Source organism: Serratia nevei (assembly GCF_037948395.1).
Classification (GTDB): domain Bacteria; phylum Pseudomonadota; class Gammaproteobacteria; order Enterobacterales; family Enterobacteriaceae; genus Serratia; species Serratia nevei.
The window spans coordinates 163,702-188,276 of record NZ_CP149940.1 but is presented as its reverse complement, the minus strand read 5'-3'; the positions used below and the strand labels follow the sequence as shown (position 1 = coordinate 188,276).

General features: G+C 60.6%; 24 protein-coding genes. 10 read left to right on the top strand and 14 right to left on the bottom strand.

Annotated features, from left to right (window positions below; all coding sequences use genetic code 11):
• Positions 1 to 42: 42 nt before the first annotated feature.
• The 4 genes from rpoH to ftsY all read right to left on the bottom strand — a co-directional run bounded on the left by rpoH (position 43) and on the right by ftsY (position 4,508).
• The gene (rpoH, locus tag V8N38_RS00860; protein WP_038874147.1) at positions 43 to 900 is read right to left on the bottom strand and encodes an RNA polymerase sigma factor RpoH; all 858 of its coding nucleotides are present in this window, start codon (positions 898 to 900) and stop codon (positions 43 to 45) included.
• Between the two features lie 317 nt (positions 901 to 1,217).
• Entirely contained in the window at positions 1,218 to 2,171 is a 954-nt protein-coding gene (gene ftsX / locus V8N38_RS00855; protein WP_033636680.1) for a permease-like cell division protein FtsX, read from the bottom strand.
• A complete protein-coding gene (gene ftsE, locus V8N38_RS00850) occupies positions 2,161 to 2,832 on the bottom strand; it encodes a cell division ATP-binding protein FtsE (RefSeq protein WP_004934337.1) in 672 nt (223 codons plus the stop codon). The genes ftsX and ftsE overlap by 11 nt, the downstream gene beginning before the upstream one ends.
• A 5-nt stretch (positions 2,833 to 2,837) precedes the next feature.
• The gene (gene ftsY / locus V8N38_RS00845) at positions 2,838 to 4,508 is read right to left on the bottom strand and encodes a signal recognition particle-docking protein FtsY (protein ID WP_147840556.1); all 1,671 of its coding nucleotides are present in this window, start codon (positions 4,506 to 4,508) and stop codon (positions 2,838 to 2,840) included.
• A 242-nt stretch (positions 4,509 to 4,750) separates the two neighbouring features.
• Here ftsY and rsmD point away from each other — a divergent pair, with 242 nt between their 5' ends.
• Positions 4,751 to 5,371: a 16S rRNA (guanine(966)-N(2))-methyltransferase gene (gene rsmD, locus V8N38_RS00840; protein WP_033636678.1), complete on the top strand. Its 621-nt coding sequence runs from the start codon at positions 4,751 to 4,753 to the stop codon at positions 5,369 to 5,371.
• A complete protein-coding gene (locus V8N38_RS00835) occupies positions 5,361 to 5,633 on the top strand; it encodes a DUF1145 family protein (RefSeq protein WP_004934327.1) in 273 nt (90 codons plus the stop codon). The genes rsmD and V8N38_RS00835 overlap by 11 nt, the downstream gene beginning before the upstream one ends.
• A 3-nt stretch (positions 5,634 to 5,636) precedes the next feature.
• Here V8N38_RS00835 and V8N38_RS00830 read toward each other — a convergent pair whose 3' ends face one another.
• The gene (locus V8N38_RS00830; protein WP_060424177.1) at positions 5,637 to 5,993 is read right to left on the bottom strand and encodes a DUF2500 domain-containing protein; all 357 of its coding nucleotides are present in this window, start codon (positions 5,991 to 5,993) and stop codon (positions 5,637 to 5,639) included.
• A 158-nt stretch (positions 5,994 to 6,151) separates the two neighbouring features.
• Here V8N38_RS00830 and V8N38_RS00825 point away from each other — a divergent pair, with 158 nt between their 5' ends.
• Positions 6,152 to 6,778, top strand: coding sequence for a lysoplasmalogenase (locus tag V8N38_RS00825; RefSeq protein ID WP_049200035.1), 627 nt, complete (start codon positions 6,152 to 6,154; stop codon positions 6,776 to 6,778).
• 40 nt (positions 6,779 to 6,818) lie between these two features.
• On the opposite strand, the gene V8N38_RS00820 is transcribed toward V8N38_RS00825, so the two are convergent.
• Positions 6,819 to 7,196 carry an AprI/Inh family metalloprotease inhibitor gene (locus tag V8N38_RS00820; protein WP_038874139.1) on the bottom strand — a complete coding sequence of 126 codons (378 nt, stop codon included), beginning with the start codon at positions 7,194 to 7,196 and terminating at the stop codon, positions 6,819 to 6,821.
• 55 nt (positions 7,197 to 7,251) lie between these two features.
• On the bottom strand, positions 7,252 to 8,715 hold the full coding sequence (locus tag V8N38_RS00815; RefSeq protein WP_084826269.1) for a serralysin family metalloprotease: 1,464 nt from the start codon (positions 8,713 to 8,715) through the stop codon (positions 7,252 to 7,254).
• Positions 8,716 to 9,397: 682 nt separating this feature from the next.
• Here V8N38_RS00815 and V8N38_RS00810 point away from each other — a divergent pair.
• Positions 9,398 to 11,716, top strand: a complete 2,319-nt coding sequence (locus V8N38_RS00810) for a zinc/cadmium/mercury/lead-transporting ATPase (protein WP_147840555.1) — start codon at positions 9,398 to 9,400, stop codon at positions 11,714 to 11,716.
• A gap of 89 nt (positions 11,717 to 11,805) precedes the next feature.
• On the opposite strand, the gene tusA is transcribed toward V8N38_RS00810, so the two are convergent.
• Positions 11,806 to 12,051: a sulfurtransferase TusA gene (gene tusA / locus V8N38_RS00805; RefSeq protein WP_025304890.1), complete on the bottom strand. Its 246-nt coding sequence runs from the start codon at positions 12,049 to 12,051 to the stop codon at positions 11,806 to 11,808.
• A 220-nt stretch (positions 12,052 to 12,271) separates the two neighbouring features.
• Here tusA and V8N38_RS00800 point away from each other — a divergent pair, with 220 nt between their 5' ends.
• The 3 genes from V8N38_RS00800 (at position 12,272) to V8N38_RS00790 (ending at position 14,051) form a co-directional block, all read left to right on the top strand.
• The gene (locus tag V8N38_RS00800) at positions 12,272 to 12,931 is read left to right on the top strand and encodes a 7-cyano-7-deazaguanine/7-aminomethyl-7-deazaguanine transporter (protein ID WP_060424186.1); all 660 of its coding nucleotides are present in this window, start codon (positions 12,272 to 12,274) and stop codon (positions 12,929 to 12,931) included.
• Between the two features lie 41 nt (positions 12,932 to 12,972).
• Positions 12,973 to 13,407, top strand: coding sequence for a GNAT family N-acetyltransferase (locus tag V8N38_RS00795; protein ID WP_147840554.1), 435 nt, complete (start codon positions 12,973 to 12,975; stop codon positions 13,405 to 13,407).
• Between the two features lie 80 nt (positions 13,408 to 13,487).
• Positions 13,488 to 14,051, top strand: coding sequence for a DcrB family lipoprotein (locus tag V8N38_RS00790; RefSeq protein WP_060424192.1), 564 nt, complete (start codon positions 13,488 to 13,490; stop codon positions 14,049 to 14,051).
• 35 nt (positions 14,052 to 14,086) lie between these two features.
• On the opposite strand, the gene glpC is transcribed toward V8N38_RS00790, so the two are convergent.
• Genes glpC through glpA form a run of 3 tightly spaced genes read right to left on the bottom strand, consistent with a single transcriptional unit; the run spans position 14,087 to position 18,190 of the window.
• Positions 14,087 to 15,286, bottom strand: coding sequence for an anaerobic glycerol-3-phosphate dehydrogenase subunit GlpC (gene glpC, locus V8N38_RS00785; RefSeq protein WP_060441205.1), 1,200 nt, complete (start codon positions 15,284 to 15,286; stop codon positions 14,087 to 14,089).
• Positions 15,283 to 16,551: a glycerol-3-phosphate dehydrogenase subunit GlpB gene (glpB, locus tag V8N38_RS00780; protein WP_147840566.1), complete on the bottom strand. Its 1,269-nt coding sequence runs from the start codon at positions 16,549 to 16,551 to the stop codon at positions 15,283 to 15,285. The genes glpC and glpB overlap by 4 nt, the downstream gene beginning before the upstream one ends.
• Entirely contained in the window at positions 16,541 to 18,190 is a 1,650-nt protein-coding gene (gene glpA / locus V8N38_RS00775) for an anaerobic glycerol-3-phosphate dehydrogenase subunit A (RefSeq protein ID WP_048795660.1), read from the bottom strand. Before glpA ends, glpB begins: the two co-directional genes overlap by 11 nt.
• A 364-nt stretch (positions 18,191 to 18,554) precedes the next feature.
• Here glpA and glpT point away from each other — a divergent pair, with 364 nt between their 5' ends.
• Positions 18,555 to 19,907 (top strand): glycerol-3-phosphate transporter, encoded by a 1,353-nt coding sequence (gene glpT / locus V8N38_RS00770; protein WP_047729425.1) that lies wholly within the window; start codon positions 18,555 to 18,557, stop codon positions 19,905 to 19,907.
• Positions 19,908 to 19,990: 83 nt separating this feature from the next.
• Positions 19,991 to 21,070, top strand: coding sequence for a glycerophosphodiester phosphodiesterase (gene glpQ, locus V8N38_RS00765; protein WP_015376272.1), 1,080 nt, complete (start codon positions 19,991 to 19,993; stop codon positions 21,068 to 21,070).
• Positions 21,071 to 21,286: 216 nt separating this feature from the next.
• Here the strand turns inward: glpQ and yigL are convergent, their stop codons facing one another.
• Positions 21,287 to 22,084 (bottom strand): sugar/pyridoxal phosphate phosphatase YigL, encoded by a 798-nt coding sequence (gene yigL / locus V8N38_RS00760; RefSeq protein WP_019452532.1) that lies wholly within the window; start codon positions 22,082 to 22,084, stop codon positions 21,287 to 21,289.
• Positions 22,085 to 22,088: 4 nt separating this feature from the next.
• Positions 22,089 to 23,132: a lysophospholipase L2 gene (pldB, locus tag V8N38_RS00755; protein WP_147840553.1), complete on the bottom strand. Its 1,044-nt coding sequence runs from the start codon at positions 23,130 to 23,132 to the stop codon at positions 22,089 to 22,091.
• Positions 23,133 to 23,279: 147 nt separating this feature from the next.
• On the opposite strand from pldB, the gene rhtB reads away from it, so the two are divergent.
• Positions 23,280 to 23,900 carry a homoserine/homoserine lactone efflux protein gene (gene rhtB / locus V8N38_RS00750; protein WP_147840552.1) on the top strand — a complete coding sequence of 207 codons (621 nt, stop codon included), beginning with the start codon at positions 23,280 to 23,282 and terminating at the stop codon, positions 23,898 to 23,900.
• A gap of 48 nt (positions 23,901 to 23,948) precedes the next feature.
• Here the strand turns inward: rhtB and rhtC are convergent, their stop codons facing one another.
• Positions 23,949 to 24,569, bottom strand: coding sequence for a threonine export protein RhtC (gene rhtC, locus V8N38_RS00745; RefSeq protein ID WP_142109126.1), 621 nt, complete (start codon positions 24,567 to 24,569; stop codon positions 23,949 to 23,951).
• Positions 24,570 to 24,575 lie beyond the last annotated feature (6 nt).

Genomic DNA, 24,575 nt, shown 5'->3' with positions numbered 1-24,575 from the left:
AAGCCCGGCTTGCCGGGCTTTTTTTTCGAATATCGCATCGACTCAGGCTTCGATCGCCATTTTCAATTTCTTCATGGCGTTCTTTTCCAGCTGGCGCACGCGCTCGGCGGAAACGCCGTACTGATCGGCCAGCTCCTGCAGCGTCGACTTGTTGTCGTCGTCCAGCCAACGGGCGCGGATGATATGCTGGCTGCGCTCGTCCAGACCTTCCAGCGCATAGGCCAGTTTGTCTGCGGCGTTGCTTTCCCAGTTATCTTCCTCGATGCCTTCGGCGAAGTCGGAGCTCTTGTCCTGCAGGTACAGCACCGGCGCCATCGCCTGGCCATCGCGGGCCTCGTCGTCCGGAGTCGGATCGAAGGTCATGTCCTGCGCCGCCATGCGAGATTCCATCTCGCGCACGTCTTTGCTGGTGACGCCCAGCTCGCGGGCCACCAGCTCCACTTCGTCCTGGTTGAACCAGCCTAAACGCTGTTTGGTTTTGCGCAGGTTAAAGAACAGCTTGCGCTGCGCTTTGGTGGTCGCCACTTTCACGATGCGCCAGTTGCGCAATACGTACTCGTGGATTTCCGCCTTAATCCAATGCACCGCAAAGGAAACCAGACGCACGCCGACTTCAGGGTTGAAGCGGCGAACGGCTTTCATCAGGCCGATATTACCTTCCTGAATCAGATCCGCCTGCGGCAGACCGTAGCCTGAATAGTTGCGGGCAATATGAGCGACAAAGCGCAGGTGAGACAGGATGAGCTGCTTAGCGGCATCCAGATCGCCCTGATAATGCAGCCGTTCAGCCAGCTCCCGCTCTTCCTCTGCCGTCAGCATCGGATAGGCGTTGGCTGCCCGGATATAGGCTTCCAAGCTACCTTGGGGTACTAAGGCTAAAGTTTGCATTTCTTTGGTCATTCAAACCCTCTCTATGAGAATACAAAATCATGCAGGTGATTATTACAGCGGGGAAATGATTGATTCTACGGCAGTTGCTGAAGCAAAAGCGGTTCCACACGCCGGGCACCTTAACATTTGCTGCAATTTTTGACCGTACTCCGCCCTATAAGTTCACCCTTTTTTGCAAGCATTGTTGCTGACAATACGTGACGAAGGTGCAGGCCGATAGGGAATTTGTGCGCTAAGAAGAGAGGTGTGGTGCTGACTTCGCTTGAGGTCACTCTTCTCCCGCAACGCGATCAAAAGCAGCAGGAGAAGAGTATACCAAAAAAATCTTACTGTGGTGTAAATCGGCGTAAATGTTGCACTGTCGCCAGCCAGGCGGCGATCCAGCCGATCATCGCGGAGATGATCAGCAGCAGCAGCGCCTCGTCCCAGCCCAGCCCGTGCAGGGTGAAGGTGGTGCCGAATACCTTGGCTACCCCGGCGACTACCGACTCCAGCTGCCACACCAGCGCGCCGGAGAGCACCAGCGACAGCAGCGCGCCGGCAAAGCCCAGCATCGCCCCGCCGTTGAGGAACGGCCGCAGGATAAAGCCGTCGGTGGCGCCGATCAGCTTCATCACGTTGATGGTGTCGCGACGGCTGAAGATGCTCAGACGCACGCTGTTGCCGATCACCAGGAACACCGCCACGATCATCAGCACGCCGATGATCGCCGCGATCTGGCCCGCCAGCCCGGTGAGCGCCGCCAGGCGGGCAAACCAGCTGTCATCCATACGCACTTCTTCCACGCCCTGCACCGCCGCTACGCGATCGCGCAGGGTGTTGAGGGTGTCCGAACTCTGGAAGCTCATCTTCGGCGTGACGATCGCCACCGCCGGCAGCGGGTTCTCTTCCAGCATGTCCAGCGCGCCGCCAAAGCCCGACCAGTTGCGGAACTCGCCGCGCGCTTCTTCACGCGACAGGTAGTTCACCTTCTCCACGCCGGCTTCCGCCTTGATGGCATCGAGCACTTTCAGCGCCGCGTCGTCATCGAGCGACTTATCCAGGTAGACCGTCAGCTGCGGCGTCGGGTACCACTGGCTGGCCGCGGTGCTGACGTTTTTCCACACGATGTAGCACACGCTCGGCAGCGTCAGGGAGATGGCGATCACCATCACCGTCAGCAGCGTCGCCAACGGCTGACGCAGCATGTCTTTGATGGCGTTCATCCAGGCGTAACGCCACTGTTCGCGCCAGCCGCCGCGCAGCGCCTTGCTCTTGGCGGTTTTTGCGTTATTGGCCATGGTGAGCGCCCCCTTGCATGCGGCCCTGGCTCAGCGTCAGGATGCGGTAATTACGGCGGGCGATAAGCCCGGTGTCGTGCGTCGCCATTAATACGGTGACGCCGACGCGGTTGAATTCTTCAAACAGGCGCAGAATGCCTTCCGACAGCGCGTCGTCCAGGTTGCCGGTCGGCTCATCCGCCAGCAGCACCGCCGGCTTGTTCACCACCGCACGGGCGATGCCCACGCGCTGCTGCTCACCGCCGGACAGCTGAATCGGGAAGTTTTTCGCTTTATCCAGCAAACCGACCTTGTCCAGCGCGGCGGAGACGCGGCGACGGATGTCTTCGGTACTGGCGCCGGCGATGATCAGCGGCATCGCCACGTTGTCATACACCGTGCGATCCAGCAGCAGATGGTGATCCTGGAAGATCATGCCGATCTGCCGACGCAGGAACGGCACCTCGCGGTTTTTCAAACGGCTGATGTCGTGGCCGCCAAACCAGATGTGGCCGGCGCTGGGCCGTTCGATACCGCAAATCAGTTTCAGCAGGGTACTTTTCCCCGCGCCGGAATGGCCGGTCAGAAACGCCATTTCCGCCGGGCGCAGATGGAAATCGACCCCCTGCAGCGCTTGCCGTCCGCCCAGATAAGCTTTACTGACCTGTTCAAAGCGAATCATCCGTATTAATCCTCTCGGGCAAAAAGTGCCTCAATAAAATCGTCAGCCTTAAACGGCCGCAAATCTTCGATGCCTTCCCCGACGCCGATATAGCGAATCGGGATACCGAACTGATCGGCGATGGCGAAGATCACCCCGCCCTTGGCGGTACCGTCCAGTTTAGTCAGCGTGATGCCGGTTAAGCCCACGGCCTCATTAAATAATTTCGCCTGACTGACCGCATTCTGGCCGGTGCTGGCATCGAGCGTCAGCATAACCTCATGGGGGGCCTGGTCGTCCAGTTTTTTCATGACGCGGACGATCTTCTTCAACTCTTCCATCAGGTGCGATTTGTTCTGCAGACGGCCGGCGGTATCGGCGATCAAGACATCGATGCCGCGCGCTTTGGCAGCCTGCACCGCATCGAAGATCACCGAAGCGGAATCCGCGCCGGTATGCTGCGCCACCACCGGGATACGGTTACGTTCGCCCCACACCTGCAGCTGCTCCACCGCCGCGGCGCGGAAAGTATCCCCCGCCGCCAGCATCACCGACTTGCCTTCCGCCTGGAACTGACGCGCCAGCTTACCGATGGTGGTGGTTTTACCCACGCCGTTCACGCCGACCATCAGGATGACATACGGGGTTTTCCCGCTGACATCCAGCGGCTGATCGACCTTGGCCAGAATTTCGGACATTTCCTCCTTCAGCTTGCCGTACAACGCTTCGGCGTCTTTCAGCTGCTTGCGGCTGGCGTGCTGGGTCAGGGAGGTGATGATCTTGCGCGTGGTATCCACGCCGACATCGGCGATCAGCAGCTGTTCTTCCAACTCGTCGAACAGGTCGTCGTCGATCTTTTTACCGCGGAACAGCCCCATAAAGCCGGAGCCAAGGTTTTGCTTGGTCTTCAGCAGGCTGCGCTTCAGGCGAGCGAAGAAGCCTTCTTTGGTCGGGCGCTCCTGCTCTTGCGCAGCGGCCGGCACCACAGGTTCAAGCGGCGCTTCTTCTTCCGGCTCGGGTTCTGGTTCGACGACTGGCTCAGGCTCAATGACCGGCTCAGGCTCGACGACCGGCTCAGGTTCAACGACCGGCTCAGGTTCAACGACCGGCTCAGGTTCAACGACCGGCTCGGGCTCAACGACCGGCTCAGGTTCGACGACAGGCTCAGGTTCGACGACAGGCTCTGGCTCAACACTCGGCTCAGACTCGACGACCGGCTCAGGTTCGACAACCGGCTCTGGCTCAACAACCGGCTCTGGCTCAACAATCGGCTCGGGCTCGACGACCGGCTCAGGTTCAACAACTGGCTCTGGCTCAACGACCGGCTCAGGTTCGACAACCGGCTCTGGCTCGACGATCGGCTGCTGCTGCGCCACTACCTGCTCGGTCACGCTGACAATCTCTTCGGCCAACGCTTGCGCCGTTGGGTGTTCGGCCGCCGCCGGCAGGTTCTCCGCGATTTGTTCGCCGGCCTGACCGTTATCCCACTCTCCCGGGGTGTCGACGGAGGCGGCAGGTTCAGATTCCTGGGCGGGGAGCTTGTCATCCAGCTTGGCGGCTGCCGGTTCAGCCGGCGTCTCCGCGGCCTGAGGCTCCGCCTGCTCTACCGGCTGCTCAGGTTGCTGTTGCTCTTCTTCCTTTTCCTTCTGGCCAAAGCCCAGCCAGGAGAAAAACCCACGTTTCTTATCTTTTGCCATGTTATGACTCTACTCCGTACCGAAGGCTCGCTTACCCTACATACCTGAAGGATATATGCTGACAATAATCCGCCGAGTCTATCACTTTCCCTCGCGCAGCAACACGCATCCGGCATGCTTTCCGGTGTGAAATCAGACAACAAAGTTTTACCGTTCCCCCCGACGCCCGTCACCGGTAGAATAGGGGCAACTTTTCGTTAACCTCTGCGGCCCCGCGCCGCAAAAGAAATCAAACAACGCTTATGACAAGACTCTCGCCACGGGCGGCGGCCAAAAAACCGCCCCAGGCCGCAGCCGGACAGATCCGCATCATCGGCGGCCAATGGCGCGGTCGCAAGCTTCCGGTGCCGAACAGCCCGGGGCTGCGCCCCACCACCGATCGGGTGCGTGAAACCCTGTTCAACTGGCTGGCGCCGGTGATTCAGGGCGCGCGCTGTCTGGACTGTTTCGCCGGCAGCGGCGCATTAGGGCTGGAAGCGCTGTCGCGCTACGCCGGCAGCGCCACGCTGCTGGAATTCGAACGGCCGGTGGCGCAGCAGCTGGAAAAAAATCTGGCGCTGCTGCAGGGCAAAGGGGTGGTTATCAACACCAACGCGCTGAGCTGGCTGGCGGGCGAGGGCCAACCGTTTGACGTGGTGTTTCTCGATCCGCCGTTTCGCAAAGGCCTGCTGGCGGAGACCGCCTTGTTGCTGGAGCAGCGAGGCTGGCTGGCCGACGAGGCCTGGATCTATGTAGAAGCCGAGGCGGAAAGCGCCGCGGCGGACGTGCCTGCCAGCTGGCAGCTGCACCGGGAGAAAGTCGCCGGCCAGGTGGCCTATCGCCTTTATATTCGTTCGCAAGAGAAAACCGACCATGCTGATTAATCTGGGCCGCCTGCTGATGCTGTGCGTGTGGGGCTTCCTGCTCTCTAACCTGTTCCATCCGTTTCCCAAGCCGCTAAAGTATTTCATCGACGTGGCGCTGTTCTTTATGGTGGTGATGCACGGCCTGCAGCTGGTGCTGCTGAAATCCACCCAGCCGAAGGATCAGCCGATCAGCTACTGGCAAGAAGCCAAGATCTTTATCTTTGGCGTGTTCGAGCTGTTGGCCTGGCAGAAGAAACAGCCGCCCATCAAGAAAAAGTGACCGCTACGGCTGAACGGTGAAAGAGACGAAGCGCGTGCCCTGCATGTTCAACGTGCCCTGCGCGCCTTGTTCTATCGGGTTGTATTGCCACTGTTTCAGCCGAAGCTGGATGTCTTCACCGCCCTGTACCGGGCGGAACACCACCTCGTAATACATCGGCTCATTGACCAGCGGTTCGCGCTGCGGCGCACGGGTTTTGGCGACCGGGAAGCTTCGCTTGTCGCTCACCGTCACCTGCAGACTGCGCATCGGTGCGCGGTCGTTTTCCGCCTCCTGCTGGCGCTGTTTGAAATAGCGTTGCGTGGCCAGCACGGCGATCAGCGCAATCACGGCGACAAAAAACAACGGTGGCTTACTCATCGGTTTCCCATTTCCTTCGCGGCCAAATCGGCGTAAACATAGCATTCTCAAGAAAGCATTGTCGATCGTCGGCAGGCTACCTACACTGAAATAAGAAGTGACATGGGTGACAGTTTGGAGCCGGTTGTTGCCGCTCCCTCATACATAAGGAAGACATAATGAGTTGGCCGTTCCTTGCCGTATTCTTTTCCGGTTGGCTGTTCGTCGACGCCTCATACCGTGGGCCGCGCTGGCAACGCTGGGTGTTCAAACCCGTCACGCTGCTGCTGCTGTTGCTGTTGGCCTGGCAGGCGCCGGTGCTCAGCGCGGCAGGTTATCTGATCGTACTCGGCCTGCTGGCGACGCTGATCGGCGACGCGCTGCTCCTGTTGCCGCGCGAGCGGGTGCTGTACGCCATCGGCGCCTTTTTCCTCTCCCACCTGCTGTATACCCTGAGCTTCGCCAGCCAGATGACGTTCAGTCTGTTCTGGCCGCTGCCCCTGGCGCTGCTGGCGATAGGCGCGTTGCTGCTGGCCACCCTTTGGACCCGGCTGGAAGAGATGCGCTGGCCGATCGTCACCTACGTGGCGATGACGCTGCTGATGGTCTGGTTGGCGGGCGAACAATATTTCCTGCGCAGCACCGATTTCGGCTTCTCGCTGCTGACCGGCACCTCGCTATTGCTGCTGGCCAACGTGGTTTGGCTGATCAACCGCTACCGTTTCACCTTCCGCGCAGCGGACGCCATCGTCGCTTTCTGTTACTTCTCCGGCCACTTCCTGATCGTGCGCTCACTCTACCTGTAACGACCTGCCGCGGGTTCGGCACGCCGAACCCGTTCCCACATCAAGCCAACGCTTTCAACGTTAAGGCATCATCGGCACCCAGCTGGTTGCGATACAGATCGCCGTCGCGCGAGAAGAACGCCAGCGTGCTGCCATCCGCCCGCAGCAGGGCGATGCCGTCCGGCGCCGGGCGCCAGCCCACCACCTCGGCCGCAAACACGCTTTGCAGACAACGTTGCCGATCCACCAGCTGATAGCCGTTGGTTTCACTTTGCTCATTCGCCAAAAACTCGATTTGGCATTGCCGTTCGCTGTCGGCCACCTGCCATTGCCCCGCCAGCGACTGCGCGGTCGGCAGCGCCAGGCTGCCGGCCATGACCGCACTCGTCACCATCATGCCGCCCGCCGCCAGAGCGGTGCGCGTTAAAGTACCTTTCATACCGGGCTCCCGCATCACGCCCGGCCGAGACTGCGCCGGGCGTGTCGTTGCTGTGTTACACGATAAAGTCGGTGGCGACGTCTACCTGACCGACGATTTTCACCAGGAAGTCCGGCGCCTGATGACCCCCGATGTTCACCGACAAATCGGTCACGTTGTTGGAAGCGTTGTAGCTGAGCAGCGCTTCACCGGCCGCGCCGCTGAAGTGATCGACGAAGTGGATGAAATCACTGCTCTGCGCCTCTTTGTTGAAGAACGACAGGTCAATTTTGTCGATCCCTTTCTGGAAGTCGCGGATCCAGTCCGAAGCACCCGGTGCAGAATCGCTGGCGGCAGAGAACACGAAGGTATCCTGGCCGGAACCGCCCCACAGCTCATCCGCCCCACCGCCGCCGAACAGCACGTCATTGCCCGCACCGCCTTTCAGGACGTTGTTGGCCGCATTGCCGACGATCACGTCATTGCCGGAACCGCCAATGGCGTTCTCGATGGTCACCCCGGCGGCGATCGAGACGTTGCCCTTCAGGCCGCCCACGTCGGAGAACGACTTCTCGTTCAGGTTGATGCGCTGGTTAGCGGTATAACCGGAGAAATCGAAGGTATCGTTGCCGCCCGCATCCCAGACCGCAAAGATCACTTTCTGCGAGTTGCTGGTGGTGCTGAGGAAGTCACGACCGGTGTTGGAGTTAAAGCCGTACACGGTGTCGCCGGTGCGGGTCGACAGGTTGGCGCCATACAGATGTTGAATGGCGGCAATGTCATCCAGCAGAGGAGCAGCGGCGTAATGACCGCCGTTGTCCCCACCGGTGTTGGTTTCGCTCCAGTAGCTCATCAGGCTGAACTGACGGGTATCTTCCGCGTAAGTGACGTCGCGGTAGGTCGGGTTGCCTTCACCGGCGTTGTAATCGCCCGGATGGCTCAGACCCAGCGCATGGCCAATCTCATGGGTGAACGTCTGGCGGCCGTAGTCTTCGGTCGCCGGATGCTTCACGTTGGACTGGTTGACGTTGTACCAGGTCTGGCCGCCCAGATCCTGGCCCTGCCAAATGGTGTTCGGCAGGAAGGCATAGGCCTGAGTGCCGTAATCATAGTGGCCGGGGCGATCCTGGCTGTAGTTGCCGAAGGTGATGTTGGCCTTTTGACCGGCCGCCACTTCGGTGAAGGTGATATTGGCGACGTCAGCCCAGGACTGCAGCGACAGCTTAGCCTGCTGCTGCTGTTCCGCGCTGAACTTGCTCAGCCCGGTGTCGCCGGCGACGTTGGTGGCAGAGAACTTATAGTCCGGGAAGGAGAAGGTTAATTTAACCGGTTGGCCAAATACCTTGTAACCGTTCCAGGTTTGGTTCTCACGGGTAATAAACAGCCCAGCTTGCTCGTTAGAAAATGAATCCTTGCCATTAATCTGAATCCCGTTGCCACGCTCATGATAATGCAGCAGGTCGGCTACAGCATCGTAGCCGGTTTTGGCGGCTGCGAAGTTGGATTCAGTAATTTCAATTGCCTTTTTAGTAGATTGCATTGGTTCGATTCCACTCATTATCTGATCGTTATCAATCAGACAGATAGACATAACCTCCCCGTAAGCTACGGTTAATGAACCTTAAGCTTGCTGGAAGGGGCTTATGCGCCGTTGCCGGCAGTGTGTTAGGTAGAATTAATGCATATATATCAGCAAATAAGATTTCCATTAAAAATGGTAATCGATTCCAATTATAGGCAGGGCCGCGAAACTGAACATAAAATAATCAACCTTTTATTGTCTCAACGAAAGTTTGTTATGCTGCTTTTTAGGCTTCTTTACAAAACAAATGAAACTTAACGAGGATAAGTTGGCACCAAACTTCAATAACAATGCGGCCTGCAGGCACAAGCGAATCATGCTGGCTTGGCACGGGCAAAAAGGTAAATTTTGCTAAAGCGTTATAGGTTAATAACTCTTTATTATTAGGTCAGGCGACTTTTTAGTTTCTATAGGAATATTATTTTCTTATTTAAACTAACGGCAGTGAGGCTTTTCACCCAAATAGGGGATAAGAAAAGCCTATAGATTTAAATTCGCATTATTCATTATTGAATGAATACCCCTTTATACACTCGAACGCCGTTAGCAATAATTCTCATCCGGCGCTTGACTCTGGAGTTGACTCCAGGGTGTAGAGTCAGCTGAGCAAACCCGTTTAACAGCCCGAAGGGGGGACGTTATGCACAATCAGCAAAACCATAATCATCAGGAACATCACCACACCGAAGGCGGATGCGGCTGCAACCACAGCCACAGCAAAACCCAGCATGGCTGCAGCAGCGAGCCGAAAAACGCCGCCGCACAGGCCGAACACACCCACCACCATCACGATCATGGCGATAGCGGCTGCTGCACCGCCGCGCCCGACGATCCGGATGAGGAAAGCGACAGGCTGGCCGCCGCTCCCCCTTCCGGTAGCCAACGTTTCAGCTGGAAAGTCACCGGCATGGACTGCCCCAGCTGCGCCAAGAAAATCGAAAATGCCGTCACCGCACTCCCCGGCGTCGACAGCGCGCGCGTGTTGTTCGCCACCGAGAAACTGGTGGTCGACGCGCAGTCCGACATCAGCCTGCGGATCCAGGACGCGGTCGCTCAGGCCGGCTTTACCCTGCTCGGCACTCAGACCGCCAAAGCCGCCGCGCCGAAAACTTCACGCTTCGGCGAATTCGCACCGCTGCTGCTGTTAACCACCCTGATGGTCGTCAGCTGGGTGCTGGATCGGGTTAACCCGGAGCTGGGCCGCATTGCCTTTATCGCCACCACGCTGGTCGGATTGGCACCGGTCGCCGCCAAGGCGCTGCGTCTGATTCGTTCCGGCACGCCGTTCGCCATCGAAACGCTGATGAGCGTGGCGGCCATCGGCGCGCTGTTCATCGGCGCCACTGCCGAGGCGGCGATGGTGCTGCTGCTGTTTATGGTCGGTGAACTGCTGGAATCCTACGCCGCCAACCGCGCGCGGCGCGGCGTGACGGCGCTGATGGAGCTGGTGCCGGAAGATGCGCTGCTGCTGCAAGGTACCGAGCGCAAACGCGTGCCGGTCGCCAGCCTGCGTCCGGGCGATGTGATTGAAATCGCACCCGGCGGGCGCCTGCCGGCCGACGCCGAGCTGCTCAATCCGTTCGCCAGCTTCGACGAAAGCGCCCTGACCGGCGAATCGGTGCCGGTCGAGCGTCAACAGGGTGAGAAAGTGGCCGCCGGCAGCCTGTCCGTCGATCAGGCGGCGCAGATGAAGGTGATCTCCGAGCCCGGCAAAAACGCCATCGACCGCATTTTGCAGCTGATTGAAGAGGCCGAAGAGCGCCGCGCGCCGATCGAACGCTTCCTCGATCGGTTCAGCCGTTATTACACCCCGGCCATTATGCTGCTGGCCGTCGCGGTGATCCTGGTGCCGCCGCTGCTGTTCTCACAGCCGTGGGATACCTGGATCTATCGCGGCCTGACGCTACTGCTGATCGGCTGCCCATGCGCATTGGTGATCTCGACCCCGGCGGCGATCACATCCGGGCTGGCAGCCGCCACGCGGCGCGGCGCGCTGATTAAAGGCGGTGCGGCGCTGGAGCAACTGGGCCAGATCCAAACTATCGCCTTCGATAAAACCGGCACCCTGACCGAAGGCAAGCCGACGGTGACCGACGTGCTGCCGATCGGCACACTCACCGAACAGCGGCTGCTGCAGCTTGCCGCCGCGGTGGAAGCCGGTTCACATCACCCGCTGGCACAGGCGATCATCAACCGCGCCGCCGAAAGCGGGACGGAGCTGCCGCTGGCGCAGGCGCGCCGCGCGCTGGCCGGCGTCGGCGTGGAAGGGATCGTGGACGGCAAGACCGTGCTGATCAGCGCGCCAGGCAAGCTGGCACCAGGCCTGCTAGACGCCCAATGGCAGAGCCAGGTAGACAAGTTGGAAAACGCCGGCAAAACGGCGGTGGTGGTGCTGGAAGACGGCGCGCCCATCGGCTTGCTGGCGCTGCGCGATACGCTGCGCGGCGACGCCAAACAGGCCATAGCCGAACTGAACGCGCTGGGTATTCGCGGCGTGATGCTGACCGGCGACAACCCGCGCGCCGCCGCAGCGATCGCCGGCGAGCTGGGGCTCGACTATCGCGCCGGTCTGCTGCCGGAAGATAAGGTCAGCGCGGTCACCGAACTGAGCGAACTGCGCCCGACGGCGATGATCGGCGACGGGATCAACGACGCCCCGGCGATGAAGGCCTCCAGCATCGGCATCGCCATGGGCAGCGGCACCGACGTGGCATTGGAAACCGCCGATGCCGCCCTGACCCACAACCGGCTGGTAGGCGTCGCGGAGATGATCCGCATCTCGCGCGCCACCCACGCCAATATCCGGCAAAACATCACCATCGCATTGGGGCTGAAGGGGGTCTTCCTGATCACCAGTCTGCTGGGGCTGACCGGTTTGTGGCTGGCGGTGCTGGCCGACTCCGGCGCCACCGCGCTGGTCACCGCCAACGCGCTGCGGCTGTTGAAAAAGCGCAGCTAAGTTCGGAAACCAATACGGGCGCGGCATACCGCGCCCGTTGTCATTTCGGGGAAAGAGACTTTTCTTTCATCGACACGATCATGCCGCCGTTATACGCCTTTACGCAACAGATAACGGTATGGCGCCTGCTCGGTCTCCTGCGCCACCAGCGTGTGTTCCATAAAACGGCAGAACCCCGGGATATCGCGGGTGGTAGCCGGATCGTCGGCGATAATCAGCAGCGTTTCGCCGTTGTCCATATGGCGCACGGTTTTACGCACCATCATCACCGGTTCCGGGCAACGCAGGCCCAGCGCGTCGAGCGTCTGGTCTGCCTGGGCAAATAAGTCAGTCATGCAATTTTTCTCGTTCAAAAACGATCGGCGAACGCTCGCCGCATCTCATTAGCGCCTAGTTTACGCCGGTAGTTTTTCTGTGCAAGATGCGTTAACGTTTGCGTTAAATTTAACCATTGCATTGGTTGCGCAAACGCGTATCATGCCGCCGCGCAGCGTTTTTTGCTGTTTTAACAAGACACACTGGGTTCCCTCACCCCACTGCTAAAAAGGCTACAATATGTATTCGTTTACCGCACAGCAGCGCTTCACGGCGTTGGTCTGGCTTTCGCTGTTTCATATCGCCATCATTACCTCCAGCAACTACCTGGTGCAGCTGCCGATCACCGTTTTCGGCTTCCATACCACCTGGGGCGCCTTTACCTTCCCGTTTATCTTCCTGGCGACCGATCTGACCGTGCGCATTTTCGGCGCGCCGCTGGCGCGGCGGATTATCCTGGCGGTGATGGTGCCGGCGCTGTTCATCTCTTACGTGATCTCCACCGTCACCTATCAGGGAGAGTGGCAGGGATTCGCGGCGCTGGGCAGTTTTAACCTGTTCGTGGCGCGCATCGCCGTCGCCAGCTTTATGGCCTACGTGCTCGGCCAGATCCTCGACGTTCACGTCTTCAACCGCCTGCGCCAGCGCAGCGCCTGGTGGGTGGCGCCGGCAGCGGCGATGTTCTTCGGCAACATCAGCGATACGCTGGCGTTCTTCTTCATCGCCTTCTACAAGAGCAGCGATCCCTTCATGGCCAACAACTGGGTGGAGATCGCGCTGGTGGATTACAGCTTCAAGGTGATGATCTGCCTGCTGTTCTTCCTGCCGATGTACGGCGTGTTGCTGAACATGCTGCTCAAACGCATCGCGGCGCGCAGCGGCAGCCTGCAGCCGAGCTGAGCCGTGCTATTCTGGGCGGCCCTATCCTTTGGAGGCCGCCCATGACCCCAATCGTTCGCAACGCCACGCTCGAAGAAATCCACCGTCTTTATCAACGCATCCCCGAATTCGGCAACCTGCATAGCCTGGCCGATCTGCAGCGGCGCATCGGCATCCCCCCCGCCAGCCTGTTGATCGCCGAAATCGACGGTCAGCCGGCCGGTTTTAAGCTCGGTTATCAACAGCAGGAAACGGTGTTTTACAGCTGGTTGGGCGGGGTGCTGCCGGCGTTTCGTCGCCACGGCGTGGCGCAGGCCTTGTTGGCCGAACAGGAACGCTGGGCGCAGGCGCAGGGCTATCACCAGCTGACGGTCAAAACCCGTAACCGGTTCCGCGCCATGCTGACGATGCTGCTCACCCATCACTATCAGATTGTTCAGCTGGAAAAGAAAGGCGAAGTGGCTGATTATCGGCTATTACTGGAAAAAAACTTGTGACAACATCTGCCTTGCATTTCAACCTGGAATAGGTTGCGATACGACAGTGAATCCCTACCGGAAAGGAATAAGGAAGCCCGATGCGTAAAGTAGCGAAATTGATGGGTATCAGCCTGCTGGCGCTTGGCCTCGCGGCCTGCGACGGCAACACCAAAGACACCAAGGCAGCGCCAGACGGCGCGGCGGCCAGCGCGCCGGCCGGGCAGCAGGTGAGCCTGCTGGACGGTAAACTGACGTTCACCCTGCCGGTCGGCATGGCGGATCAAACCAGCAAGTTGGAAAAACCGGCCAACAACATGCACGCATATGCTGACAGCACCAGCCAGCGCCTAGTGGTTGTGATCCTGGGCGACAAGACCGCCGACAGTCTGGAAACCCTGGCCCAACGGTTGGAAAACAACCAACGCGCGAACGACGCCAATCTGCAGCTGATTACCAACAAGGCTATCGACGTAGACGGCGTGCCGCTGCGTCAGCTGGACAGCATCGTCACCAACAGTGGCAAGAAAGCTTACTCTTCCATTCTGGTTGGCGCACTGAACAACAACTTGCTGACCATCCAGATCTCGCTGCCGGCAGACAATCAGCAGCAGGCGCAGACCGAAGCCGAAGGCATCATCTCCACCCTGAAGCTGAAGCAGTAATCCCACAGGGGGCCGGTTTGCCGGCCCTTTCGTTTTTACGCCAGCGCCTGCGCCAGCAGGGTGATCGGATGTTCACAGCGCTTGCTGGTGGACATTTCTATCTGCCATTTGCAGGTCTCGCAGTCGGTCACCACCAGATCCACCCCGCTCTCTTCTATCTGCCGGAACAGCGGCGCGCCGATACCTTGCGAAGTGGCATAGTTCTCCGATTTGAACCCGTAGGTGCCGGCGATGCCGCAGCACTGCGAATCCAGCACCACCAGCTCCAGCCCCGGTATCTGCCGCAGCAGCTCCAGGGTGTAGGCGGTCCAGCCCATCTTCTCCATATGGCAAGGCGTGTGATATGCCACCCGCAGCGGCGTGTGCTTCAACGGCAGGCTACGCCCCTGATTGATCAGGCGATAGAGATAGCGCGTCGCCAGCTCCACCCGATCGCGCACCGGGGTGGTGTCCACGTCCAGCAGATGAGGGTATTCGTCGCGCAGGGTGAAGGTGCAGCTCGATGAGGTTGCCACCACCGGGATACCGCGTTCCAACACCGTTTCATGCAGCGATTCGGCGTTGACCCTGGCCTGCTTTTTGGCCTGCTCGATAAACCCGTTGGCGATCAGCGGCACGCCGCAGCATTTCTCGCGTTTCAGCAGCTGCACGCCGATATCCAGCGCGTTGAACACCCGGATCAAATCCTTGCCCAGCTGCGGATGGTTATAGTTGACGAAGCAGCCGTGGAAAAACGCCACCTGCTCGGCGTAACGCTGCTGAGCCTGCGCCTGTTGCCGGTACCAGCGGCGGAAAGTGCCGAACGAGTATTTCGGCAGTTCACGGCGGTGATCGATCTTCAGCGCCTTGTCCAACAGCTTGCGCACCGGTTTCAGCCCGGTAGCGGCGTTGACGATCGGCGCGAACGGCGTCGACAGCGAGCCCATGATGTCGGTGTGGCTGAGGATGGCGTCGCGCAGCGTCGGCTTGCTCTGGGCGAAGTCGGCGCGGGCGCGCTGAATGATGTCGCCGATTTTGACGTCGGACGGGCAGGCCACTTCACAGCGCTTGCAGTTGGTGCAGTATTTCAGCGCTTCGTCGTACAGCGCCGGATCTTTCAACCGCAGCCGCTCGCCGTCCGGCCCCGCCTGTTTTGGCCCCGGATAGAGCGGGTTCACTTTGGCGACCGGGCAGTAGGTGGTGCAGACGGTGCATTTGATGCAGCTTTCAAAGCTGTGGTCCTGATGCAGGCTCATGCGTTTTCCTCCGCGGCGATCTGCTGCGCGACGTGCAGCGCACCGATCAATGACACGCCGGCGCCGCAGCCCTGCTGCAGCGGATCGTAGCCGCCGGCGACCGCGCCGATGGCATACAGATTGTCGAACGGCATTCCCTGTTTCATCGCCCGCAGCCTGCCGTCGGTGCGCACGCCAAACTGCAGATAAGGCTGCGGTGCAAACAGCTCGCGCCGGCTCCAGTCGGCGCGATCGGCGCGGCTGTGCACGTCCAGCCCGAAGATCGGCTCGCGTACCCCGTCGAAATCCGCCACCAGCCCATTGCTGAAGAAGCTGCCGCTGGCCAGCACCACCTGCTGCGCCCGCAGCGGAATATCGCCGTGGTTGCGGGTATATAGGCCGGTGACGCGGCCGGCTTCGCACTCGGCGCGCAGCACGCTGTCGCCAGGCATGAAAACGCCGCCCAGCTGTTGAAAACGCCGCCGCAGCGCCTGATGCAAACGCATGCCGGGCACCGAAGGCGGCAGCGTCGGCAGCAGCCGGATAGGTTTGCCGACCGCATCCTGCAGCACCGCCAGCGACGCGTCGTCCTCCAGGCCCAGACAGGCTGGCAGGAAGAGCGCGTCGGCCTCGCCCGCCAGCCGCCGCAGCTCCTCGGCCATCGGCGGCAGGCTTTCCATCAAATCCAGTACCCGGGCGATGTTCACCGCGCGGAACTCGCTGGGGTTATTGCGCAATCTGTCCAGCGCCGGCATGTGCAGATAGGCCACGTCCGTCTGCACACCGAGCTCCCGGCTCAGAGAGTCGGCGGCCATCTGCGGCTGGAAGTCGAGGAACCCCTCGATGCCGATCACCGCGATGCGCCGCCACGGCAGTTGGCCGGTCAGCGGCAGCGTCGGGATCGCCTGCGGGCTGAGCCAGGTGGCGCGGCGCGTGCCCAGCGGCGTAATGCGCAGATGGTTATTGGTACCCTCGCCCTGCAGGTTCAACCCGCAGCGCGCCAGCAGCCGCTGTGCGGCGGCGGACAGCGCCGCCACCCGACCGGGCCCGATCAGGGCATACGGATGCTGCGGCGCCTGCTGCGCCAGCTGCGGTAACGCCGCCAGCGGCATCTCGACCGGCGTGCCGTCCGGCAATCTCGCCAGCAGATCGAGCGAGCCGGAGGAGAAGTAGAGCGCGCTCTGGCCGGAACTGACCACCGCGCAGCGCTTGCCCTGTTCGGCCACGGCAATGGCGCAGCTCAGGCCGGCCAGGCCACCGCCAATCACCACTACGTCAAATCGCATCATCCGCCTCCTGCTCCTTGTCGGCCTGGGCCTCAAGCCCGCATAACCCCTGGTAAACCCAGCTGGTAAATTCACTCTCACGCAGCGCATCGCCCCAGGCGATCGGCCGTACGCCTTTCCACCGTTCGTTGAGGAACTGCGACAGCTGTGCGATGGACTGCTGCGGCGTGCTGACCTTGAAGCGCGTCAGCAGCCCGGCGGCGCGGCAGGCGCAGAGTTCCCCCTGGCAGGTGCCCATGCCGACGCGGGTGCGGCGGCGCAGATCCACCAGGTTATTGACGGTCAGCGAATTGACCGCATAGCGCACTTCCCCGGCGGTCACCGCCTCGCATTCGCACACCAGGCTGGTGTCGAGCCGATCGGCCGCCGGCACCTGGCTGGCGCGATCGCCGTGGCGGTAAATTGCCGAGCCGCGAATGCTGGCGGGCAGAGAAACCACGCTGCGCACCGTTTCCTCCGCCGACTGGCGGGAGCCGGGCAACGCGTCCTGCGCGGTGGTACACGGGCGGTTTACGCCAAGCTTTTCGCACACCTTATCGGTGGCCCACTCCGCCATCAGGCGGTAGGTCATCAGCTTGCCGCCGGTGATGGTGATAAACCCTTCCAGCCCGTCGCGAGCGGCGTGATCGAGCAGCACGATGCCGCGGCTGACGTTGCGCCCGCTGGGATCGTCGTCGCTGGCCACCAGCGGCCGCACCCCGGCATAGGCGCGCAGAATGCGGGTCTGCGCCAGGGTGGGCGCCAGCAGCGCTCCCTCGCGGATCAGAATGTCCACCTCCTGCGGGGTCACCAGCATGTTGTCAATTTGGTCGTAATCGATATGGGTCGAGGTAGTGCCGATCAGCGAGATGGTGTCGCCCGGCACCAGGATGTCGGCATCCGCCGGTTTGCGACAGCGGTTGATCACCATGTTGTTGATACGGTGGCCGAGGATCAGCAGCGCCCCTTTGGCCGGGAACATGCGGATGCGCAAGTCGGCGTATTCGGCGATCTGCTGGCCCCAGATGCCGGCGGCGTTGACCACCACCGGCGCATGCAGCTCATAACGCCGCTGATTCTGATGGTCGTAAACGCGCACGCCCGTCACCCGGTCGCCGCTGCGCAGCAGCCCCACCACCTGGTGGTAGGTCAGGATCTGCGCGCCGTGTTCACGCGCGTCCAGCATGTTGGCGGCGGTCAGCCGGAAGGGATCGACGGTGCCGTCCGGCACCCGCACCGCGCCGATCAGCGCCGGGTTGGCCGCCGGCTCCAGGCGCAGCGCCAGCTGCGGGTCGATCGCTTCGGCGTCGATGTCGGCCTGGCGACAGGCGGCGATAAACTGTTGCTGATAGTCCAGCGAGTCCTGCGGCAGGGTGATGAACAGCCCATCGGTGCGCTCGATGCAGTGGTGGGCAATGCGTTTCAGGATGCGGTTCTCTTCGATGCACTCGCGCGCCGACTCGCCGTCGGTCACCGCATAGCGCGCGCCGCTGTGCAGTAAACCGTGGTTGCGGCCGGTGGCGCCGGTGGCGATGTCGTGGCGCTCCAGCAAGATGCAGCGCAAGCCGCGCCGCGCACAGTCGCGGGCGATGCCTGCACCGGTGGCGCCGCCGCCGATGATGATCACATCCGTTTCGCCGCCGTCAAAATAGCTGCTCATGTCGCTCCCTCAGGATCGGTAGTTATGAGCCTATTGAGCCACGGTTATTAGGGTCTTTGTTTGATAAGGAACAATAACGAACATGAAACGAAATAAAAATGTCCACAAAAAACCATCAATGTGATCATAATCACGATTTTTGGACGTTTTTCTATTTCATAACGTTAACGAATCGCTCAAAATCCGCCGTGGTTTCATGAAAGTGTAACAATTGCGCCATTCGTCACAGCGACACCAGGCGTATTTGATGACAATGGCGCTCGTTATGGAACACAAAAACACCACATTCGATATCCGCTCAATCATCAAATGAACGTAAAAGGTCATATTGATGTGATAACAGATAAAGCCATCGGAGGCGCTCATGTTGAGTATTTTTAAGCCGGCCGCACACACCGCCCGTGTGCCGAGCGATAAGGTAGACCCGCTCTACCGTAAGCTGCGCTGGCAAATTTTCCTGGGGATCTTCTTCGGTTACGCCGCTTACTATCTGGTGCGTAAGAACTTCACCCTGGCCATGCCTTACCTGATCGAACAAGGCTTCAGCCGCGGTGACCTCGGCTTCGCGCTGTCGGGCATCTCCATCGCCTACGGCTTCTCCAAATTCATCATGGGTTCGGTCTCCGACCGTTCCAACCCGCGGGTGTTCCTGCCTGCCGGCCTGATCCTGGCGGCGGCGGTGATGTTGTTCATGGGCTTCGTGCCGTGGGCCACCTCCAGCATCGCCATCATGTTCGTCCTGCTGTTCCTGTGCGGCTGGTTCCAGGGCATGGGTTGGCCGCCGTGCGGCCGCACCATGGTGCACTGGTGGTCGCAGAAAGAACGCGGTGGCATCGTTTCCATCTGGAACTGCGCCCACAACGTGGGTGGCGGCCTGCCGCCGCTGCTGTTCCTGCTGGGTATGGCCTGGTTCAACGACTGGCACGCGGCGCTGTACATGCCGGCCTTCGGTGCCATCCTGGTGGCCCTGATCGCCTTCGCCCTGATGCGCGACACCCCGCAATCCTGCGGCCTGCCGCCGATTGAAGAGTACAAAAACGACTATCCGGACGACTACAGCGAAAAAGACGAAGAAGAGCTGACCGCCAAGCAGATCTTCATGCAGTACATCCTGCCGAACAAGCTGCTGTGGTACATCGCGGTCGCCAACGTGTTCGTCTATCTGCTGCGTTACGGCATTCTGGACTGGTCGCCGACCTACCTGAAAGAAGTGAAACACTTCGCGCTGGACAAGTCGTCCTGGGCCTACTTCCTGTATGAATACGCCGGTATCCCGGGCACCCTGCTGTGCGGCTGGATGTCGGACAAAGTGTTCAAAGGCAACCGCGGCGCCACTGGCGTGTTCTTCATGACGCTGGTGACCATTGCCACCGTGGTGTTCTGGATGAACCCGGCCGGTAACCCGACCGTGGACATGATCTGTATGCTGGTCATCGGCTTCCTGATCTACGGCCCGGTGATGCTGATCGGCCTGCACGCACTGGAGCTGGCGCCGAAGAAAGCCGCCGGCACCGCCGCGGGCTTCACCGGCCTGTTCGGCTACCTGGGCGGCTCGGTTGCAGCCAGCGCCATCGTCGGTTACACCGTGGACTTCTTCGGTTGGGACGGCGGCTTCATGGTGATGATCGGCGGCGGCGTGCTGGCGGTTATCCTGCTGCTGCTGACCATGCTGAACGAAAAGAAACACCACGCGGAAATCGCCGCCAAGCGCGGTTAAGCGTCACACGACTTTTGCATGATTTAAAGGCCGCCCTGCGGCCTTTTTACTACCCTGCCCCCAACAACACGGAGAAAAACGGAATGCGGACTCAAGTCAAAGCCCTGCTGACAGGGATCATTCTCGCCACCTCGATGGTCAGCGCCGCACAGGCAGCGGACAAAGTGGTGATCGCCCACCGCGGCGCCAGCGGCTACCTGCCGGAACATACCCTGCCGGCGAAAGCGATGGCCTACGCCCAGGGCGCCGATTACCTCGAACAAGATCTGGTGATGACCAAGGACAACGAGCTGGTGGTGCTGCACGACCATTACCTCGATCGCGTCACCGACGTCGCCGAACGCTTCCCGGACCGCGCGCGCAAAGACGGCCGCTACTACGCCATCGACTTTACGCTGGCGGAGATCAAATCGCTGAAGTTCACCGAAGGCTTTGAAATCGAAAACGGCAAGAAGGTACAGGGTTATCCTGGCCGCTTCCCGATGGGCAAATCCGACTTCCGCGTACACACCTTCCAGGAAGAGATCGAGTTCGTGCAGGGTCTGAACCATTCGACCGGCAAAAACATCGGCATCTACCCTGAAATCAAGGCGCCGTGGTTCCACAAACAGGAAGGCAAAGACATCTCCAGCAAAGTGCTGGCGGTACTCAAGCAGTACGGTTACACCGGCAAGAACGATAACGTCTACCTGCAGTGCTTCGACGCCAACGAGCTCAAACGCATCAAGAACGAGCTGGAGCCGAAGCTGGGCATGGATCTGAAGCTGGTGCAGCTGATCGCCTATAACGACTGGCAGGAAACCTACGAGCAGAAAGCCGACGGCAAGTGGGTAGAATACGACTACGACTGGATGTTCAAGCCGGGCGCGATGAAGAAAATCGCTCAGTATGCCGACGGCATCGGGCCGGACTACCACATGCTGGTGGTCGCGGATCAATCCAAGCCGGGCCACATCGTGCTGACCGACATGGTGAAAGAAGCGCATGCCAGCAAGCTGGCGGTGCACCCGTTCACCATCCGCGCCGATGCGCTGCCGAAGTACGTGACCGACGTGAACCAGCTGTATGACGTGATTTACAACCAGGCCGGCGTCGACGGTGTGTTCACCGACTTCCCGGACAAGGGCGTGCAGTTCCTGCAGAAGCAGGGCCAGCACAAGTAATGCCAAGGGCGCCGCAAGGCGCCCTTGAATTGCTGACAAAGGAGGAAAAAACGTGGTTTTTCCTCCTTTGTGGATATCAGTCGAAAATCAATAAATTGATTTTCCTTGTTTTTTAGATATTGCCCACTGTCAGCTCGGCAACGTCATCCGGTTTATCATTGACTTTAAGGGCGCCGCAAGGCGCCCTTGTTATTTCAGAGAAACGGCCGGGTGATTTCAGAGGAACATCTTGCGCAGGTAGTGCGGCACCGCGTTATCGACGTTGGAGCCGATCACTTCCAGCTCCGGCAGCATATCCTTCAGGCGCTGATGCGCATCGCGCATGATGCAGCCCTTACCGGCCATCGACAGCATCTCCAGATCGTTCATGCCGTCGCCGAAGGCGATGCACTCTTGCAGCGTATAGCCGATGATCTTGGCCACTTCTTCCAGCGCATGCCCTTTCGACACGCCACCCGCCATCACTTCCAGGCAGGTCGGGAACGAGAAGCTGACGTTGACCCGATCGCCCCAGCGCGCGTTGATGGCATCTTCCACCTGCAGCAGCCGCTCGTGATCTTCGCAGGTGAAGTAGACCTTACAGACGCCGTCGGTTTCCAGCAGGCCCGGCTCGAACAGCTGATATTTGAACACCGACTCCTGGAAGAACTCTTCCTGCTCCGGGCTTTCGCGGTTGATGAACCAGTCATCGTTGCGGTAGACGTTAGTGGTGATCTCCGGATCGTCGTGCAGCATGCCGTACAGATCGCGGGCGATATCCCCGTCCAGGTTATGGCTGAAGATCAACTCGCCGGCGGTGTTATGCACCCGCGCGCCGTTAGAGGTGATCATAAAGGCGCTGATCTCCAGGCTGTCGCGGATCTGCGCCACGTCGATATGGTGGCGGCCGGTGGCGAACACGAAATGCACGCCGCGCTGGGTCAGCAACTTCAGCGTTTCTTTGGCGTACGGCGACAGGGTATGGTCGGGAGACAGCAGCGTGCCATCTAAATCGGAAGCGACGACGTGATACATAGCGTTATGTTCTAACCTCTGATGGAGTTGTCGGCGGCAGCGCGCCGCCTAAGTGTTGAGCAAAGAAGCGCAGGATTGCGTTCAGTGCTTCGGCGCGCATCGCGTCCCGCTCGAACAGGATCTCATGGCGTGCGCCGTTGATAACCCACGGGAGCCCCCCTTCGCAAGGGCGCCCCGCGTCTGACAGAGCCTGACAAAAAGCCTGATGCGAACGGTTGTCGACCACCCGTTCCTCACCGGCCTGCAAAAGCAACAGCGGCGTTGTTATCTCCCCGGCCTGAGCGATAATCTGCCGGCCGGCGCGGATGCTCTCCCGCACCCAATGGTAGGTCGGCCCGCCCACCTGCAGCTCGGGGTAATCGGCGTAATAGCGCAGGCTGCGCCGATAGCGCTCGCGGCTGTGGGTCAACACGTTGACCACATAGGGCAACGGACGCCACTGGCCGGTGCCCACCGCGTAATAGTCGCGGATCGCCGGGCGGCTCTCCGCCCAGTCGAGGATGCGATCGGCCAACCAGACCGGCATCGGCAACTGTATGCCGAACATCGGCGCGCAAAACGCCGCCGCGTCGAACGCCTGCGGCCGGCGCTGCAGAAACTGCGCCAGGATCGCGCCGCCCATCGAATGCGCCAGCGCGAAGCGCTGCCGATAACCGCGCGATTCGACCTCGCGTTGCCAAAGCTGCTCGAAATCGTCCACGTAGTCGGCGAAGTTTACCACATGACCGCGGTGCGTATCCGCCAGTAAACGGCCAGAGCGCCCCTGGCCGCGATGATCGATGATCACCACGTCGTAACCGCAGTGGAACAGATCGTAGGCCACCTCGGGGTATTTCACGTAGCTTTCGATGCGGCCGGGGCTGACCACCACCACCCGCTGATGTCGCGCGGAGCGAAAACGCACAAAGCGGATCGGCACGCCGTCCACGCCGCTGAACTCGCCCTCTTCCCGCAGCCGCCAGAAGTCCAGCAGCGGCCCGGTGGCGAAGGCAGCGAACTGCGTTTCACGCGTTAACCAGTCATCGGAGCTGAGAGTGAACGAGGTCATCGAGAGCGTTTTCCCTGTGGGGCCGGCGGAAAATGTGACCGCTGGCACAAGAAATCATACTAGCGTATTGTGATTCAATTCTTACAAAAAACGGCGCCGCCTCGGCGCATTGTGGCACAAAACGACACTTTCAGGGAGCCGAGAACCATGACCTTGGACTGGTGGTTAACCTACGTGCTCACCACGCTTATCCTCAGCCTGTCCCCTGGCTCAGGCGCCATCAACACCATGAGCACCGGCATCAGCCACGGCTATCGCGGCGCCGCCGCGTCGATCGCCGGGCTGCAGGTCGGGTTGAGCGCGCACATCGTGCTGGTGGGCATCGGTCTCGGCGCGCTGATTTCTCAATCGCTGCTGGCGTTCGAGCTGCTGAAATGGCTGGGCGCCGCCTACCTGGTGTGGCTCGGCATCCAGCAATGGCGCGCCGCCGGGGCGCTGGATCTGCATGCGCTGGCGGGCAGCATGCCGCGCCGCCGTCTGTTCCGCCGCGCGGTGCTGGTCAACCTGACCAACCCGAAAAGCATCGTGTTCCTCGCCGCGCTGTTCCCGCAGTTCATCTTGCCCAATCAGCCGCAGGCCGAGCAGTATCTGGTGCTCGGCGTCACTACCGTGGTGGTGGATATTCTGGTGATGATCGGTTACGCCACCCTGGCGACGCGCATCGCCGGCTGGCTGAGAACGCCGCGCCAGATGCAGCTGCTCAACCGGGTGTTCGGTTCGCTGTTCATTTTGGTGGCGGGGCTGCTGGCGACCGCCCGCAAAGCCTGACAAAAAAGGCCGGGCATCGCTGCTCGGCCTTGGGCATGTCACTGCCGATCAGCGGGTAAAGATCAGGTGTAACCCGAAGCCGGTGAACAGCACGCCCGCCACCCCGTCGATCCACTTGGCCAACCGCTGGTAGCCGCGGCGCATCGCCGGCAGCGCGAACACCACCGCCACCAGGCTGAACCAGACGAAGGTCTCGGCGACGATCAGCAGGAACAGTCCCCAGCGCGCCCCGGCGCCGACGCTGTCGCCAACGAACAGCGAGAACACGCTGCCGAAATAGATCACCGCTTTCGGGTTGGACAGATTGGTCAGGAAGCCGCGAATAAAGCTGCGCCCGGCCTTCGGCAACGCCACCTGAGTCTCCGCCGCCGGCTGCGCTTGCTGCGCCCGCGCGGAACGCAGCAGCTGCCACCCCATCCAGCACAGGTAAATGCCGCCGCCGACCATGATGATCTGATGCAGCCAGGCCATCTTCTGCAGGATCAGATGCAGACCCATCAACGCCACGCCGGCCCACACCACGATGCCGAGCGAAATACCGACCACGCCCATCATCGCCTCGCGGCGCGAGCGGCTGGCGGCGGTTTGCGACACGAAAAAGAAGTCCGGCCCCGGGCTCATCAGCGCAATCAGATGCACCAGCGCCACGGTGAGAAACAGCATCAGCATGATTTA